Origin of the sequence: Actinocorallia populi, from assembly GCF_002995495.1 — a bacterium.
Classification (GTDB): domain Bacteria; phylum Actinomycetota; class Actinomycetes; order Streptosporangiales; family Streptosporangiaceae; genus Actinocorallia; species Actinocorallia populi.
Genome location: NZ_PVZV01000008.1, coordinates 91,543 through 107,271, shown reverse-complemented (window position 1 = coordinate 107,271; position 15,729 = coordinate 91,543). Strand labels below are relative to the sequence as shown.

The following is a 15,729-nucleotide window of genomic DNA, read 5'->3' as shown; positions in this document are numbered from 1 at the left end:
GCGGCCGGACGATCCCCCTTCTTCATCTGAAGATCACCTTTTGTTCTCCTCCGCCGGGTGGGCGCCGGCGTCTGAGTGGTCATGAGAAAAGCGCTCATCACGGCTCTGGCCGCCCTGCTGCTGGCGGGCGGCTGCTCCACCCCCGACTCCTCCGGCGGCGAGGGCGCGCTGCGGATCCTGGCCGGCAGCGAACTGGCCGACCTCGCGCCGATCCTGCGGGAGGCGCGCGCGGAGACCGGGGTGTCCGTCGAGCTCGACTACACGGGCACCATCGAAGGCGTCGAGCAGGTGGTCTCGGGCCAGGCCGCCCGCGGCCACGACGCGGTCTGGTTCTCCTCCAACCGCTACCTGGAACTGCACCAGAACGTCCGGACCGGCACCGCCACCCCGGTCATGTCCTCGCCGGTCGTGCTGGGCGTGCGGCCCGAGGCCGCCCGGCGGCTCGGCTGGGACTCCGCCCGCCCGACCTGGAAGCAGGTCGCCGAGGCGGCGGCCCGGCGCGAGTTCACCTACGGCATGACCGACCCCGCCTCGTCCAACTCGGGCTTCTCCGCGCTCGTGGGCGTGTCCATCGCGCTCAACGGCGGCAGCGACCTCGACCCCGCCGGGATCGAGAAGATCTCCGGGGACCTCCGGAAGTTCTTCTCCGCCCAGCTGCTCACCGCAGGCTCCTCCGGCTGGTTGTCGGAGTCCTTCGTCCGCAACGGCGCCGAGGTCGACGGGCTGGTGAACTACGAGTCGGTGCTGCGGTCGCTCAACGCCTCCGGGCAGCTCGCCGAACCCCTCGTCCTCGTCTACCCCGCCGACGGGGTGGCGACCGCCGACTACCCCCTCACCCTGCTGGGGTCGGCCTCGCAGGAGGCCCGGGAGAGGTACGGCAAGCTCACCGCCTACCTGCTCAAGCCCGAGGTGCAGCAGCGGATCGCCCAGGTCACCCATCGCCGCCCGGTGACCGCCGGGACCGGCGGCGCCGGCCCCTCGGACCTGAAGGAGCTCCCGTTCCCCGGCGCCCCGGACACCGTCGACCGGCTGGTCGCGGCGTTCTTCGACCGGCTGCGCCGACCGTCCCGCACCGTGTACGTGCTGGACGTGTCGGGCTCCATGCGCGGCAACCGGCTCGACGACCTGAAGACCGCGCTGGTCTCCCTGACCGGCGCCGACGACGGCTTCCACCGCTTCCACAACCGGGAGGAGGTCACGATGCTGCCGTTCAGCGGCAAACCGCAGCAGCCCCGGCGCTTCACGGTGCCCGACGACATGCCCGGCCCCGTCCTCCAGCAGATCCAGCAGTTCTCCGAAGGGCTGAACGCGGGCGGCGGCACCGCCATCTACGACAGCCTCGCCGCGGCCTACGAGGCGACGAAGCAGCAGGTCGCCGACGACCCCGACCGGTTCACCTCGATCGTCTTGATGTCCGACGGGGAGAACACCCAGGGCATGGACTACTCCGACTTCGTGAGTCGCTACCGGGACGGGCTGGCCGTTCCCGGCGTGCCGGTCTTCCCCGTCCTGTTCGGCGAGGCCGAGGAGGACGAGATGAACGACCTCGCCTCGCTCACCGGCGGCCGGGCGTTCGACGCGCGGAAGCAGTCTCTCGCGACGGTCTTCAAGGAGATACGCGGATACCAGTAGCCGATACGACAGAATGTGAGACAGCCGACACCTCACGTAAGGGGAGCTGTTGAACATCGTGGTGACCGGCGGGGCGGGGTTCATCGGCGCTCATCTGTGCCGGACCCTGGCCGCCCGGGGAGACAGGGTGACCGCGTACGACGACCTGACCGGCGGGTTCGCGGTCAGCCTCTCCGGATCCGGCGTCTCGCTGGTGGCCGGGTCGACGGCGGACCGGGAGCTGCTCGGCGAGACCGTCGCCCTGGCCGACACGATCGTCCACCTGGCGTCGCTGCCGTCGGTTCCCCGCTCCGCGGAGGACCCGGCGGCGGCGCACGAGGTGAACGTCACGGGCACGCTGAACGTGCTGGAGGCGGCGCGGCACTGCGGGGCGCACGTCGTCCTCGTGGGGTCGGCCGCCGTCTACGGCGAGCAGGACGCCCCGTCGCACGAGGACCTGCCGGCGCGGCCGCTCAGCCCGTACGGCGCGAGCGAGCTGGCCGCGGAGGCGTACGCGCTGGCGTACGGCCACAGTTTCGGCGTGCCCGTCCTGCCGTTGCGCGTCTTCAACGTCTACGGCCCGCTCCAGACGGTCGGGCGCGCGCACAGCGCGATCGTCCCGGCGTTCATCGACGCGGCGCTGCGAGGGCTGCCGCTGCAGGTGCACGGCGACGGCCGGCAGGTACGCGACCTCACCCATGTGAGCACGGTCGTGGCGGCGATCCGCGACGCGATCGACCGCCAGGTCACCAGCCACGTCCCCGTCAATCTCGCCCTGGGTGCCGCCTGCACCCCGCTGAGGCTCGTCTCGCTGCTCGAGTCCCTGCTGGACCGCCGCCTGGAGGTCGTCCACACCCAGCCCCGCCGCGGCGACCAGCGCGTCTGCCTGGCCGACCCGGCCCGCTTCCGCGCCCTGTTCCCCGCCCTGGCGCCCGTCCCCCTGGAGCAGGGCCTGTCCGACACCCTCGCCTGGTTCCGCTCCGAGGAGTCCATCCCCGTCTGAGCCGCCCGCCCCGGCCCCCGCCCACCGGACCACGACCCGTCCGGACGGAAGGATCGCGGACGCCTGGCCGGAACGGCGCTCACCCGAGACGGCACCCCCGCGGGCCCCGGTCCGGGGCGCCGTGAACGTGTCGCCGGAACGGCGTCTGAGACGGCGCTTCGCCGGGTGCTCGTCCGGACGGGCGCCGGTACGGACGGCGGGGGCCGTAAAGCGTTCCGCCCTCCGGAGGTGATCCGGAGGGCGGAGGGTCGGGGTCGCAAGGGGGTTCCGTGCGGGCCGCACCGTCAGACGGCTGCGTGCAGCCAGCGGACGGGGGCGCCGTCGCCGGCGCGGCGGAACGGCTCGAGCTCGTGGTCCCAGGGGGTGCCCAGCAGGGTGTCGATCTCGTGTTCCAGGGTGGTCTTGCCGGAGGCCGCGTTGGCCATCACGTGCCGCAACCGGTCCTCGGGGATCATGATGTCGCCGTTGGCGCCGATCGTGGCGGAGAAGACGCCCAGGGTCGGGGTGAAGCAGTAGCGGATGCCGTCCGCGCCGGGCGACGCCTCTTCGGTGACCTCGAATCTCGCCAGTTTCCAGGCGCGCAACGACGAAGTGAGGGCAGCGGCGATGCCTGGCTTGCCCTCCCAGCACAATTCGGCCCGCTGGCTGCCGGGAGCAGCGGGCTGATCGGTCCACACCAGCTTGACGGGTACGCCAAGCACACCCGCGGCCGCCCACTCGATATGCGGGCACAGCGCAGGTGGCGCGGAGTGGACGTAGAACACACCACGTACGGTCACTCGGTCCTCCTGGTAGTGCTGGTCGAGGCGCGTCTTCCCCTACGGCCTCTCGCCAACGCTCTCAGTAGGTCCGTGCGCCCCTCATTGTGCCCGATGGGCACCCTCCGCACCAGCGTGATTGACGAACAGAAACGTCCTGGCGACAATGCGCGACCTGTCCGTCCTGCGGTAGAGACCATGGTCGCGCTCATGAAACGAAAGTGTGCTCCCCCATGTAGGCGTCCATCTCGGCGGTCAGACGGCTCTTGTCCGCATCCCCCATGAAAGATCCACGAACGGCGGCCTTCGCGAGTTCCCCGACTCCGGCGGCACCGAGGCCGAGGAGCCGCGCGGCGACGAGGTACTCGCGGTTGAGGTCGGTGCCGAACATCGGCGGATCGTCGCTGTTGACGGTGACCGGCACGCCCGCCTCGACCAGCCGCGGCAGCGGGTGCTCGGCCAGGCTCGCGACGGCGCCGGTGGCGAGGTTGGACGTCGGGCAGACCTCCAGCACGATCCCGTGCTCGGCGAGGTGCTCCAGCAGCCGCGGGTCGTGCACGGACCGGATGCCGTGCCCGATGCGTTCGGCGCCCAGTTCGCGCAGCGCGTCCCAGACCGTCTGCGGGCCCGTCGTCTCACCCGCGTGCGGCACGCTGTGCAGCCCGGCGGCGCGCGCCTCGTCGAAGAACGGCTTGAACAGCGGGCGCGGCCAGCCCACCTCGGGACCGCCCAGGCCGAAGCTCACCAGGCCGTCGGGCGCCTGGTCGACGGCGATCCGCACCGTCCGCTCCCCCGCCGCCGGACCGGCCTCGCTCGGGATGTCGAAGCACCAGCGCAGCATGACGCCGAGGTCGCGCTCGGCGCTGTGGCGCGCGTCCTCGAGCGCTTCGACGAACGCCTCGTCGGCGACGCCCTTGAGCAGCGTGAAGTACGGCGTGACCGTCAGTTCCGCGTAGCGGATGTTCTGCCGCGCCATGTCCTCGGCGATGCCGTAGGTGAGCATCCGCACGTCCTCGGCGTCGCGGACCAGCTCGACGACCGAGACGTAGACCTCGATGAAGTGGTCGAAGTCCCGGAAGGTGAAGTACTCGGCGAGCAGCTCCGGGTCCGCGGGGACCGCGGTGGTGCCCTCGTGCCGGGCGGCCAGTTCGGCCACGATCCGGGGGGAGGCCGAGCCCACGTGGTGGACGTGCAGTTCGGCCTTGGGCAGTCCGGCGATGAAATTCTCAAGCGACATTCTGCTCCCCCTTGGTCATGTTCAAGATCCTATGTGTTCGGCGCGACCCGCGGCCCGGGGATGTGGACGGGCGCGCACACTGGGCCCATGTCCGATCGAGGTGCCCGGCTGGAGCGGCTGCTGGCCCGCCACCGGGACGCCCGGCTCGTCGCGCCGGGCACGCTGCTGCGGCGCGACCAGCTGCTGGTCGCCGACCGCGACCTGCCCCGCGTCGAGGAGCTGCTGCGCCGCTGGTGGGACTCCCGCGAGGAGGGTCACGGCGTGACCCGGCTGCGGCTGGCCCCGTCGGCGGGCGTCGACGTGTGCGAGGTGAGCCTGCTGGCACGCGCGCAGGGACTGGACGTCGGGCCCAACCACCTGGTGTACGGGCAGCCGATGTGGTGGGCGGGACCCGCCGACCGGCCCCGGCCGGCGCGGCCCGTCCCGCTGCCCGCGTGCGGGCCGGTCCGGCGTGACGTGACGGTCGCGGTCCTGGACACGGGACTCGACCCGCACCCCTGGTACGCCGCCGCCGACTGGTTCGCCGGGCAGCGCGACCTGGTCGCCGAGGCGCTGGACACCGATTCCGACCACGCGCTCGACGCGCAGGCGGGGCACGGCACGTTCGTCGCGGGCGTGGTGCTGCAGTACGCGCCGTCCGCGCGGATCACGGCTCGGCGGGTCATCGGCGGCGACGGCATCGGGGACGAGCTCACCCTCATCCGCGCACTGCGCGGGCTCGGCCGCGTGGACGTCGTGAACATCTCCCTGGGGTGCCACACCTTCGACGACCGCCCCTCCCCCGTGATGTCGCAGGCCGTCGCGGCGCTCGGGCCGGGCACCGTCGTGGTGGCCTGCGCGGGCAACACCGCCTCCGACCGCCCGTTCTGGCCCGCCGCGCTGCCCGGTGTCATCGCGGTGGCCGCGCTGGACGGGACGGAGCGCGCCTGGTTCAGCAACCACGGACCGTGGGTGGACGCCTGCGCGCAGGGGGTCGCCGTCCACAGCAGTTTCGTATGGTTCGGAAAGTTCGACGGCTACGCGCTCTGGTCGGGCACCTCGTTCGCCGCGCCCGCCGTCGCGGGGGCGGTCGCCGCCCGCGTCACCGCCGGGTCCGGCGGTCCCGCGGCCGCCGCGGCGGTCCTGTCCTCCGGTCCCGCACGTTCCGGGCTGGGGACGATCATCGCGATCGGGTAACTCTCAGCGACTTCACGCTCACTTTCAGCGCACGCCCCTCTAGCGTCTCCGCAAGCGGCACGCAGGGCACGGGAGGGCGCAAGGTGAGAAGTGAGGTCGACGTCACCGCCGGGGAACTGGTGGTGCGCGCGCGGAAGGGAGAGGCCGCGGCCTGGGACGCGCTGGTCAGGCGGTACACGCCGATGCTCTGGTCGGTCGCCCGGTCCCGCGGTCTGGCCGGCCCCGCCGCCGAGGACGCCGTCCAGGCGACCTGGCTGCGGCTGGTCCAGCGGATCGACACCCTCTGGGAGCCCGAGAGCGTGGGCGGATGGCTGGCCACCGTCTGCCGCAACGAGTGCCACGCCCTCTTCGACGCCCCCTTCGCCCCGCCGCCGCGACCACCTGGGGACGACGCCGATCCCGCTCCCGGCCCGGAGTCCCGGTCGGTCGACCGCGACCGCCTGGAACGGCTGGCCGCCGCGCTGCGCGCGATGCCCGAACGCTGCCGCACGATGTTGCGGATGCTGGCCTCTTCGGCCACCTACACCGAGGTCTCGGCCGCGCTGGACCTGCCCGTGGGCAGCGTCGGCCCGATCCGGGCCCGATGTCTGAGACGTTTGCGGGGTTCCCTCGATGAATGAGGCGAATGAAGTGGATGAACTGCTGGATGAACTGCGGCGCGCGTTCGAACTGCTCGATCCGCCGCCGCCGGCGTTGTTCGAGGCCGCGCGGGCCGCGTTCGCCTTCCGCGACCCGGACGCCTCGCTGGCCGAGCTGACCCGCGACTCCACCCCGGCCGGCGCGGGACTGCGCGGCACGTCCCGGCTGCTCACCTTCACGGGCGAGAACGTCACGGTGGAGCTCCAGGTCTCCTCCGCCGGGCCCGTCCGGGTGCTCACCGGACGGCTGACGCCGGCGCGGCCCGCCACCCTGTGCGTCCGCCACAGCCGTGGCGAGACCCGCGCCCAAGTGGACGAGAGCGGCCACTTCGTCACCGGCGGCATCCCCTCCGGGCAGGTGATGCTGCACTTCACCCTGCCCGACGCCACCACCGTCGTCACCAGCTGGAGCCGTCTGTGATCGACACCCTGCTCGCCGACGCGCTGGCCGCCAAGGAGTCCGGCGAGCTCGCCCGCGGCCTGGCCGTCCTGGAGCGGGCCCTGCGGCTGAGCCGGGACGACGCGCGCGGTGCCGCCCGGGTGCGGGCCACCATGATCCCGCTGCTCACCGCGCAGGGCCGCACCGCCCAGGCGCTGCACATGGCCGAACTGGCCGAGCCCCACCTGGACGGGGCCGACCTGGAGCGGTTGCGGATCAACCTCAGCTACGCCCGCGCCAGCCGCGGCAGGCTGGAGAAGCCCGCGCCGCCCCGCCGGGGGGATCCGGCCGCCCGCACCGGACGGCTGATCGCCAACGGGCTGACCCACGCCTACGCCGGCCGGTTCGAGGCGGCAGGCAGCGCCCTGCACGCCGCGGCGGCCCTCGCCGCCCGGTGCGGGCCGCGCGTCCTGGAGCTGATGGTCGCCAACAACCAGGCGTTCCTGGCCGCGCGCCGCGGCGACCTGCCGTGGGCGCTGGGCCTGTTCGCCGAGATCGAGCCGGAGCTGGGCGGCGAACGGCTCACCCAGTGCCGGCTGGACCGCGCCGAGGCGCTGCTCGCCGCGGGGTTCGCCGGGGACGCCAGGGAGCTGCTGGCCGAGGCCGCCGTCGCCGCCGCGGCCATGGGGTTCGCCGCCGACGCGGCCAACGCCGTCTACCTGCGCTCCCTGGCGGAGCTGGCCTGCGGCGACGCCCGCGCCGCCGCGGAGTCGGCCGTCCTCGCCCGGATCGACTTCGCCGCGCAGGACCGTCCCGGCTGGGTGGTCAAGGCCGAGCACGCCCTGGTGCGGGCCCGCGCCGCGGGAGGCGACCGCTCCCCCGCGCTGCTGGCCTCGGCGCGCCGCACCGCCGAGGAGCTGGAACTGCTCGGCTGGCCCGAGCCCGCCGCCCGCACCCTGCTGGCCGCCGCCCTGGCCTTCCCCCGGGAGGCGCCGGAGCTGCTGCCCCGCCCGTCGGCCCGCACGCCCGCCTCGTTGCGCCTGGCCCTTGACCTGGCCGCCGCGCAGGTCCACGCCGCGCGGGGCGAGAACGCGCCCGCCCTGCGCGCGGTCCGCGCCGCGCTGGAGACCGCCGACCGGCTCACGCGGGGATACCTCTCCCTGGAGCTGCGCGCCCGCACCGACCGCACCTGCCGGGAGCTGATGGCGCTGGCCGTCGAGCTGACGCGAACGCCCCGCGAGCTGCTGGCCTTCGAGGAGCTGCGCCGCCGGATCCTGCGTCCGCCGTCGCCCGCCCGGCCCCCTCGGACGGGAGCCGAAGACGAGCGGGAGCGGCGGGAACTGGCCAGGACCGCCGCCCTGACCGCGCCGCGGCCGCACGTCACCATGCCGGACCTGCTGTCCGCCCTGGACGAGGCGGTGCTCGTGGAACTCGTCCGGGCGGGCGACGGGCTCCACGCCGTCGTCGCCCGCGACGGGCGCTGCCGGAGGCTGGATCTGGGCTCCTACACGGAGGCCGTCAAAGAGGCGCGGATCCTGCGGTTCTCCCTGACCCGGGCGATGCTGGACGGCGGCACGCCCGGACCGCCGCCCGCCCGGTTCGCCGACGCCCTGGCCCTGGCCGCGGGCAGGGAGCTGGTCCTGGCCCCCACGGGCGCCCTCTACGGCATGCCGTGGGCGGCGCTCACCGGTGTGCCGTTCACCGTCGTCCCGTCGGCGACCGCCTGGCTGGCGGCCCAGCGGCGCGAGGCCGTCCGCGGTCACGTCGCCCTGCTCCACGGGCCCGGCCTCGACCACGCGCGGGAGGAGCTCGCCGCCCTGGCGCCCCGGTACCCCGGAGCCCGGACGGGGACGTCCGCACGGCTGCTGGCCGGGGCGCGGCTGGCACACCTCGCCGCGCACGGGACCTTCCGGGAGGACGACCCGCTGCTGTCGGCGATCCTGCTGCAGGACGGGCCCCTGACGGGCTACGACCTGGCGGAGCTCGGGCCGCCGCCCGAACTGGTCGTCCTGTCCGCCTGCGACGCCGGCCAGGGCCACGACCTGCTGGGGCTGCCCGGCGTCCTGCTGTCGCTGGGCGTGCGCACGGTGATCGCCTCGGTCACCCCGCTGCCCGACGCGTCCTCGCCCGCCCTCATGCGGGAGCTGCACCGGCTGCTGGCCGAGGGCCTGGCGCCCGCCGCCGCCCTGGCGGCGCTCCCCCGGGACGCCGCGGCCCTGGGCCTGCAGTGCTTCGGCGCGGGCTGACCGGGGCTCACAGGCCGGTGGCCACCGGGTTCATCGGGTCGGCCACCCAGTTCGACCAGGAGCCGACGTACAGGGCGGCGGGGACGCCGGCCAGGTTCAGGGACAGGACCTCGTGGGCGGCCGTGACGCCCGAACCGCAGTACACGCCCACCTCGGCGGCGTCGGTGGCGCCCAGGGCCGCGAACCGCTCGCGCAGCAGCCGGCCGGGCAGGAACCGCCCGTCCACCCCGACGTTGCCCCAGGTCGGGGCGTTGACCGCGCCGGGGATGTGGCCCGCCACCGGGTCGACGGGTTCGGTCTCGCCCCGGAAGCGCTCGGCGGCCCGGGCGTCCAGCAGGACGCCGGACTTGGCCAGGACCGCGGCGCCGCCGGCGTCCAGGACGGGCAGGCCACCGGGGCGGGCCGTGAAGTCGCCGGGCACCGGGTCCGGCTCCCGCTCGGTGAGCGGCAGCCCCTCCTCCCGCCAGGCGCGCAGGCCGCCGTCCAGGACCCGGACCCGCTCGTGCCGGAAGTAGCGCAGGCACCACCAGGCGCGGCCCGCGGCGGTGGCGTCGGCGTCGTCGTACACCACGACCGTGGAGTCGGAGCGCACGCCCGCCCGGCGCATCGCCGCCTGGAACACCTCGGTCGGGGGCAGCGGATGGCGGCCCAGCGGGCCGGGCTCGCCGGCCAGCTCCCGGTCGAGGTCGACGAAGACCGCGCCGGGCAGGTGCCCGGCGCGGTATGCCTCGATCCCGGGCGGACCGGCCAGCCGCCAGCGCACGTCGAGGATCACGAGGCCGTCGTTCTCGCTGACGGCACGGGCCAGGGTCAGCGCGTCGATGAGAGGGTGCACACCGCCAGTGTGACCCTCGGCATCCCTTTCGGGGAGGGGCAGATGTCCCGGGCTCACCGTGTCATCTCCAGCAGCGGCACCAGCTGCTCCTCGGGCACCAGCGACCCGTGCATGCCCACCATGAGCGCCTCGACCGGGTGCGCCGCGGCGTCGGTCACCGCCAGGTCGCCGTACGGGACGGCGATCACGTCGCCGATGCGGGGCAGCAGCGCCGGGTCGACCGCGCCGAAGACGCCCTCCTCGATCGCCTGCTCCCGGCCCATGACCCAGGCCCGCCCGGCCAGGATCCCGCTCCAGCGGGCGAGCACGTCCGCGGCGGCGCCCGGCTCGGCGTAGACGTGCCGGGCCCTGGGCTCGCCGCCGAGCAGGGCGACGCCCTCGGCCAGCTCGGGGACGTCGCCGACGTCGATCTTCTCGGACGGGTTGCTCATGCCGTGGTCGGCGGTGACGTACAGGGCCGTCCCGGCCGGAAGGATCCCGGCGACGCGCTCGGCCAGCAGGTCCACGAACCGCAGCTGGTGCCGCCAGGTGGGCGAGCCGGCGCCGTACATGTGGCCGTTGGTGTCGAGGTCGGAGTGGTAGACGGTGACGTGCGCGCGGTCGTCGGCCTTCAGCGCCTCCTCGGCGCGGGCCACCAGCTGGCCCATGCCGTCGGCCGGGACGTACCGGGAGCCGCGGGTGATCGCCTGGTTGAACCCGGTGCCCGCGTAGACGCCCGAGGCCAGGTAGCTGGAGGCCACCCCGGCCGCCTCGGCCCTGGCGTAGACCGTCTCGCGGGACTGCCAGGCCTGCGGGTCCGTGCGGCCCCCGTCCCAGCGCAGGCAGTTGAGCAGGCGGCCCTCGCCGGGGACCGACACCAGGGTGCCGACCATGCCGTGCGCGCCCGGCGGCAGGCCCGTCGACAACGAGCTGAGGCTGGTGACCGTGGTGGCGGGGAAGCCCGCGGTGAGCGGGCGGCCCGCCAGCGAGCTGAGGAACGGAGCGTCCTCGGCGTGCTCGCGCAGCAGCTCCCAGCCCATGCCGTCGATCAGCAGGATGCAGGCCCGGGGCAGCTCGGGCAGCCCCAGCGTGTCGGTCTCGCCGGGCACGCCCAGCGAGGCCAGGACGGAGGAGGACAGATCGGCGAGCGTCGCCTCGCCGTAACGCGGTGCGGGGATCATGTCCCGATCATGCCCGGACGCGGTCCCGGCCGCCCGGTCCCCGTGTCCCGGCTCCGCCCGGATCATGTCGTGGTCATCGCCGAGAGCGCGCGGGCGAAGGCCAGCACCTGGACGACCGCCTCGGCGCCGTCGGCGGCCTCGCTGACCCGCAGGGACAGGTCGTCCGCGGTGACCGCCCCGGTGTAGCCGTGGTCGGCGTCGCAGTTCTCGTCGCCGCAGCCGGCCGGCTCCAGGTCGATCCGGGAGTTGACGCCCCAGGCCAGGGTCAGCACGACCTCGGTGGGCGGGTTGCCGGAGACGTACTTCTCCGGGCGGGGCACCACCCGGGTGATCGCGACGGAGCTGATCCTGTCCAGCCGGACCGTCTCGGTGGTGGTGGAGCAGTGCGGCTGGGGCACGAGATCGCTCGGTGGATGCTCGTCGGTGTGGCAGAACAGCAGCCTGGTCGGCGACAGCACCAGGACGGTCACATGCCGCCGCACCTCCATACCGGGATCGAACGCCGCTTCGTGGTGGACGACGTAGGCCAGCACCTCCTCCGCGCCCAGCGCGGACTCGACGGCGTCGGCGACCAGTTCAGGGTAGTAGCCGCTGCGTTCGATGGCCGTGCGCAGCTCCTGATCGCCCTTCGCTCGGGTTTCCCTCATTCCCCCATCCTGCCCTGTCCCGCGCACCCGGCGCACCCCGGGCGGGCACGCTTGTGGATCGTTCGGCGCGCGCGGCGCGCATTCGGTCACGAACAGGGCACCGCCAGGCGTCCGCCTCTCTGTGGATCATGCGGCACGCATAACGCGCGTTCGGCCACGAACAGGCGTCCGTCCCCCCGTGGACCGTTCGGCGTCCGCGTCCTCACAACCGTCTCGGCTCCAGTTCCGGCCGGTGGCCGGCGGGTTCGGCCAGCCTGAGCCGGGCGCTCGCGACGGTCACGCCGGTGGCGTCGGCCAGCACGGGCTCCAGTTCCAGCAGCGCCGTCTCCGGCAGGTCCGCGGCGAGCAGCGAGACCCTGATCAGGAGTTCCTCCAGGGCGGGCAGCGCGATCGGCTCCGAGCCCCGGTGGCCGAACAGCAGCGGGGCCATCCGGATGGAGCGGACCATGTCGGCCGCCTCCAGGTCGGTGAGCGGCGCGAGCCGGTAGGCGCGGTCGTCGAGCAGCTCGGCGGCCACGTCCGACAGGCGGAAGGAGATCACCGCGCCGAAGGAGGTGTCCTCCCGGGTGGCGATGCGCAGGGCGAGGCCCTCGCGAGAGCCCCCGACCTTCACGCCGTAGCAGGAGAGCAGCTCGGCGGCGTCACCTTCCCGGCCGGCCGCCCTCCACCCGGCCACCAGGTCCTTGGCGCGTTCGCGGTCCAGGCCGTCCAGCTCGGGGATCCGGCCGCGGGGGCGGCGGCGCCAGGAGGCGTACCAGGTGGCGTTGGCCAGGGCGCGCATGGCGTCCTCGGGGCCGAGGTAGGACGGGACGGAGCCGGGCCCCGGCTCGCCGTCGGCGGTGGGGGCGCGCAGCGCGCGCGGCATGCCCTTGGCGCCCAGGTAGGTGGCCAGTACCGGCTTCCCGGCGTCGCGGGCCAGCCGGACGATCGTCTCGGCCACCGGGTCGGAGTGCCGGTCCGGGCCCAGGAGGAGCTCGGCGCCGCCGATCACGGGCGGGGTGTAGAGGACGGCCACCGAGTCCACCGCCGGGTCGGCGAGCGCCTCGGCGAGGGCCCTCTCGTAGTCCTGCGCTCCGGCGAAGGGGCCGAGGCCCGCCGGGGGGCGCACCACCAGGCCGAGCGCGGCGGCGGCGTCCTGGGCCAGCAGGCCCAGGGAGTCGGCGTTGTGGATGATCGCGACCCTGTTGCCGGTCGGGAGCGGCTGGTAGGCCAGGAGCTGGGCGACGTCGAACAGCTCCGAGAGGCTCTCCACCCTCAGCACCCCGGCCTGCTCGAACAGGGAGCTGACGGCGTGGTCGGGGAGTTCGATCTTGCGGACGGCGTGGCCGAGGGGCACGCCCTGCAGGGTGCGGCCGGTCTTCACCGCGACGATCGGCTTGATTCGCGACAGCCTTCGGGCCAGCCGGGTGAACTTGCGGGGGTTGCCGATGGACTCCAGGTGGAGCATGACGGCCTTGGTGGACGGGTCCTCCTCCCAGTACTGCAGGAGGTCGTTGCCCGACACGTCGGCCCTGTTGCCCGCCGAGACGAAGGTCGACAGGCCGAGGCCGCGCTCGGCCGTGCGCTGCAGGATCGCGATGCCCAGCGCGCCGGACTGGGAGAAGAAGCCCACGGGGCCGCGTCCTGGCATCACGGGTGCCAGGGTGGCGTTGAGCCGGACGTCGGGGTCGGTGTTGGCGATGCCGAGGCAGTTGGGTCCCACGACCCGCATGCCGTTGGCCCTGGCCAGGCTGACGAGCTCCTGCTGGCGTTCACGCCCCTCCTGGCCGGTCTCGCCGAAGCCGGAGGAGACGACGATCAGGCCGTGCACGCCCTTGGCGGCGCACTGGTCGAGCACTTCCTTGACCTTGGCCGCGGGGACGGCGACCACCGCCAGGTCGACCTCGTCGGGGATGTCGAGGACCTGGGCGTAGGCGCGGACGCCCGCCACGGCCTTGGCGGTGGGGTGCACCGGGTAGACGGGGCCGGTGAAGTCGCCGCCGAGGAGGTTGCGCAGGACCGTCTGGCCGACGCTGTGGGCGACCCGGCTGGCGCCGATCACCGCCACCGAGCCGGGGAAGAGCAGCCGTTCGATGGAGCGGGCCTCGGCGCGGTGCTCGCGGGCGGCCATGACCTCGCGGGACGTCTCGGTCGGCGACAGGTCGAGGGTGAGCTGGATGATGCCGTCCTCGAAGCGCTGCTTCGCCGCGTACCCGGCGTCCCGGAAGACCTTGGTCATCTTCCGGTTGTCGGGCAGGACGTGGGCGACGAACCGCTCCACGCCCCGTTCGCGCGCGGCGGCGGCGATGTGCTCGAGCATGACCGAGCCGACTCCGCGGCCCTGGTGGGCGTCCTCGATAAGGAAGGCCACCTCCGCCTCGTCACGGGTATTTGTACGGTCATAGCGAACGATTCCCACCATTTTCGTACCAATCGTGGCGATCAACGCGACACGATCGGCATAATCCACGGTCGTGAAATGGTGGATCTCCCGCTCGCTCAGCCGGGGCCGGGGCGAGAAGAACCGATAGTAGATCGACTCCGCGGAGACCCTCGCGTAGAAAGTCCGCAGCAGTTCGGCGTCCTGCGACCGGATCGGGCGCAGGTGGGCGGTCCCGCCGTCGGAGAGGACGACGTCGGCCTCCCAGTGGTCGGGGTAAGGGTGATCGGTCACGCTCCCGAGCGTAAGCGACGGCGAAAGGGTGGTCACGGGAGGGTCACGAGCACCCGGGCTCCCGTCCGTTACCGGTTTCGCTGCGCGTTCGAGACCAAATCCGAGGGTTGAAGCTGTTACGGTCAACGACACGCCCAGGCAGAATGGTGCGGACCAGTCAGGTACGAGCGAGGTGACAACGTCATGACACGCGTGGTCGTGGTCGGCGATCTGATGACCGACGCCGTGGCCCGAGCCGCGTACCCCCTGGCCAAGGGGAGCGACACCCCGGCCAGCGTGACGATGCACGGCGGGGGATCGGGGGCCAACGTGGCGGCCTGGCTGTCCGTCGAGGGGGTCGAGGTCGCGTTCGTGGGCCGGCGCGGCTCGGACGTCGCGGGCCGCAACAGGGACATGGAACTGATGGGCTACGGCGTGGACGCCCGGCTCGTCATGGACCCCGAACGCCCCACCGGCACCTGTGTGGTGCTGGTCACCCACAAGGGCGACCGGACCATGATGTCCGATCCCGGCGCCAACGCCGCGCTGCTGCCCGACGACATCCCCGCCGACCTCTTCACCGCCGGGGCGCACCTGCACCTGTCGGGGTACTCGCTGCTGAACGAGGGCTCCCGCAAGGCCGCGCTGCACGCGCTGCGCATCGCCCGCAACGCCGGCATGTCGATCTCGGTGGACGGCGCCTCGTCGTCCCCGCTCAAGCGCGCCGGCGCCGAGCCGTTCTTCGAGTGGACCCAGGGCACCAAGCTCCTGCTGGTCAGCTCCAGCGAGGCCGAGGCCCTCACCGGCCGCGAGGAGCCCGAGCTCGCCGCCAAGGTGCTGACCGCCTGGTACCCCCAGGTCGTCATCAAGATGGGCGACGACGGCGCCCTGTGGTACACCAACGGCCGCCCCGAGCCGGTCGTGGTGCCCGCCGAGCCCGTCGAGAAGGTCATCGACGGCACCGGCGCGGGCGACGCCTTCGCCGCCGGCTTCCTCCCCGCCTGGCTGGAGGGCAAGCCGCCCGCCGAGGCCCTCACCGCGGGCTGCCGCCTCGCGGCCAAGGCCGTCGGCCACCTCGGGGCCCGCCCCGAACTCTGACGCGAACGTTCCGATCGAAAAGGCGGGGCCGTCGGCCCCGCCTTTTCGTCGCGTGACGTAGCTAACACTCCGTCATGATCCGTAACTTAGTGGTTTGTCAGACATGAACCATTTGTGGTTAGCTCATGTCCATGACCGTGCCCAGGGCGCCCCTGACCCCCCGGCCGCCGTTCACGCGCCGGCCGCGTGACGGGGTGTGTCGCCGCACGCGCGGCTGAGGAACCCCGAGGCGTCTCGCCCCCCTTTCCCGCCCTCTCGGTGCCCGCGCCACGCGCGGTCCAGCGGACGGCACACCTCTGGACTAAAACC

General features: G+C 73.6%; 13 protein-coding genes. 7 read left to right on the top strand and 6 right to left on the bottom strand.

Translation table 11 applies throughout. From position 1 onward, the window contains the following. Window positions 1-81 precede the first annotated feature (81 nt). The gene (locus C2865_RS29880; protein WP_106401959.1) at window positions 82-1,632 is read left to right on the top strand and encodes a VWA domain-containing protein; all 1,551 of its coding nucleotides are present in this window, start codon (window positions 82-84) and stop codon (window positions 1,630-1,632) included. 58 nt (window positions 1,633-1,690) lie between these two features. Then, window positions 1,691-2,614: an NAD-dependent epimerase/dehydratase family protein gene (locus tag C2865_RS29875; protein ID WP_232835903.1), complete on the top strand. Its 924-nt coding sequence runs from the start codon at window positions 1,691-1,693 to the stop codon at window positions 2,612-2,614. 284 nt (window positions 2,615-2,898) lie between these two features. On the opposite strand, the gene C2865_RS29870 is transcribed toward C2865_RS29875, so the two are convergent. Further along, a complete protein-coding gene (locus tag C2865_RS29870) occupies window positions 2,899-3,393 on the bottom strand; it encodes a DUF3145 domain-containing protein (protein WP_106401957.1) in 495 nt (164 codons plus the stop codon). Between the two features lie 187 nt (window positions 3,394-3,580). Further along, window positions 3,581-4,609, bottom strand: a complete 1,029-nt coding sequence (locus C2865_RS29865) for an adenosine deaminase (RefSeq protein WP_106401956.1) — start codon at window positions 4,607-4,609, stop codon at window positions 3,581-3,583. 87 nt (window positions 4,610-4,696) lie between these two features. Between C2865_RS29865 and C2865_RS29860 the strand changes: the two genes are divergently transcribed. The 4 genes from C2865_RS29860 (at window position 4,697) to C2865_RS29845 (ending at window position 9,048) form a co-directional block, all read left to right on the top strand. Further along, on the top strand, window positions 4,697-5,785 hold the full coding sequence (locus C2865_RS29860) for a S8 family peptidase (RefSeq protein ID WP_157963951.1): 1,089 nt from the start codon (window positions 4,697-4,699) through the stop codon (window positions 5,783-5,785). A gap of 83 nt (window positions 5,786-5,868) precedes the next feature. Continuing rightward, window positions 5,869-6,405 (top strand): RNA polymerase sigma factor, encoded by a 537-nt coding sequence (locus tag C2865_RS29855; RefSeq protein ID WP_198653712.1) that lies wholly within the window; start codon window positions 5,869-5,871, stop codon window positions 6,403-6,405. 10 nt (window positions 6,406-6,415) lie between these two features. Beyond that, on the top strand, window positions 6,416-6,844 hold the full coding sequence (locus tag C2865_RS29850; protein ID WP_106401953.1) for a hypothetical protein: 429 nt from the start codon (window positions 6,416-6,418) through the stop codon (window positions 6,842-6,844). After that, the gene (locus C2865_RS29845; RefSeq protein WP_106401952.1) at window positions 6,841-9,048 is read left to right on the top strand and encodes a CHAT domain-containing protein; all 2,208 of its coding nucleotides are present in this window, start codon (window positions 6,841-6,843) and stop codon (window positions 9,046-9,048) included. Before C2865_RS29850 ends, C2865_RS29845 begins: the two co-directional genes overlap by 4 nt. Before the next feature lie 7 nt (window positions 9,049-9,055). Here the strand turns inward: C2865_RS29845 and C2865_RS29840 are convergent, their stop codons facing one another. The 4 genes from C2865_RS29840 to C2865_RS29825 form a co-directional block, all read right to left on the bottom strand. Next, window positions 9,056-9,883: a sulfurtransferase gene (locus C2865_RS29840; protein ID WP_106401951.1), complete on the bottom strand. Its 828-nt coding sequence runs from the start codon at window positions 9,881-9,883 to the stop codon at window positions 9,056-9,058. Window positions 9,884-9,936: 53 nt separating this feature from the next. Beyond that, window positions 9,937-11,043 (bottom strand): alkaline phosphatase family protein, encoded by a 1,107-nt coding sequence (locus C2865_RS29835; protein WP_106401950.1) that lies wholly within the window; start codon window positions 11,041-11,043, stop codon window positions 9,937-9,939. A 62-nt stretch (window positions 11,044-11,105) separates the two neighbouring features. After that, a complete protein-coding gene (locus C2865_RS29830) occupies window positions 11,106-11,690 on the bottom strand; it encodes a DUF5998 family protein (protein WP_106401949.1) in 585 nt (194 codons plus the stop codon). Between the two features lie 202 nt (window positions 11,691-11,892). Beyond that, window positions 11,893-14,343: a bifunctional acetate--CoA ligase family protein/GNAT family N-acetyltransferase gene (locus tag C2865_RS29825; RefSeq protein WP_106401948.1), complete on the bottom strand. Its 2,451-nt coding sequence runs from the start codon at window positions 14,341-14,343 to the stop codon at window positions 11,893-11,895. 183 nt (window positions 14,344-14,526) lie between these two features. Between C2865_RS29825 and C2865_RS29820 the strand changes: the two genes are divergently transcribed. Further along, window positions 14,527-15,420: a carbohydrate kinase family protein gene (locus tag C2865_RS29820; protein WP_106401947.1), complete on the top strand. Its 894-nt coding sequence runs from the start codon at window positions 14,527-14,529 to the stop codon at window positions 15,418-15,420. The last annotated feature ends 309 nt before the right edge of the window (window positions 15,421-15,729 follow it).

Bases quoted from the DNA above. Each gene is read 5' to 3' on its own strand.
- C2865_RS29880 (WP_106401959.1), top strand. From the start codon at position 82: ATGAGAAAAGCGCTCATCACGGCTCTGGCCGCCCTGCTGCTGGCGGGC.
- C2865_RS29865 (WP_106401956.1), bottom strand. From the start codon at position 4,609: ATGTCGCTTGAGAATTTCATCGCCGGACTGCCCAAGGCCGAACTGCAC.
- C2865_RS29860 (WP_157963951.1), top strand. From the start codon at position 4,697: ATGTCCGATCGAGGTGCCCGGCTGGAGCGGCTGCTGGCCCGCCACCGG.
- C2865_RS29835 (WP_106401950.1), bottom strand. From the start codon at position 11,043: ATGATCCCCGCACCGCGTTACGGCGAGGCGACGCTCGCCGATCTGTCC.
- C2865_RS29830 (WP_106401949.1), bottom strand. From the start codon at position 11,690: ATGAGGGAAACCCGAGCGAAGGGCGATCAGGAGCTGCGCACGGCCATC.
- C2865_RS29820 (WP_106401947.1), top strand. From the start codon at position 14,527: ATGACACGCGTGGTCGTGGTCGGCGATCTGATGACCGACGCCGTGGCC.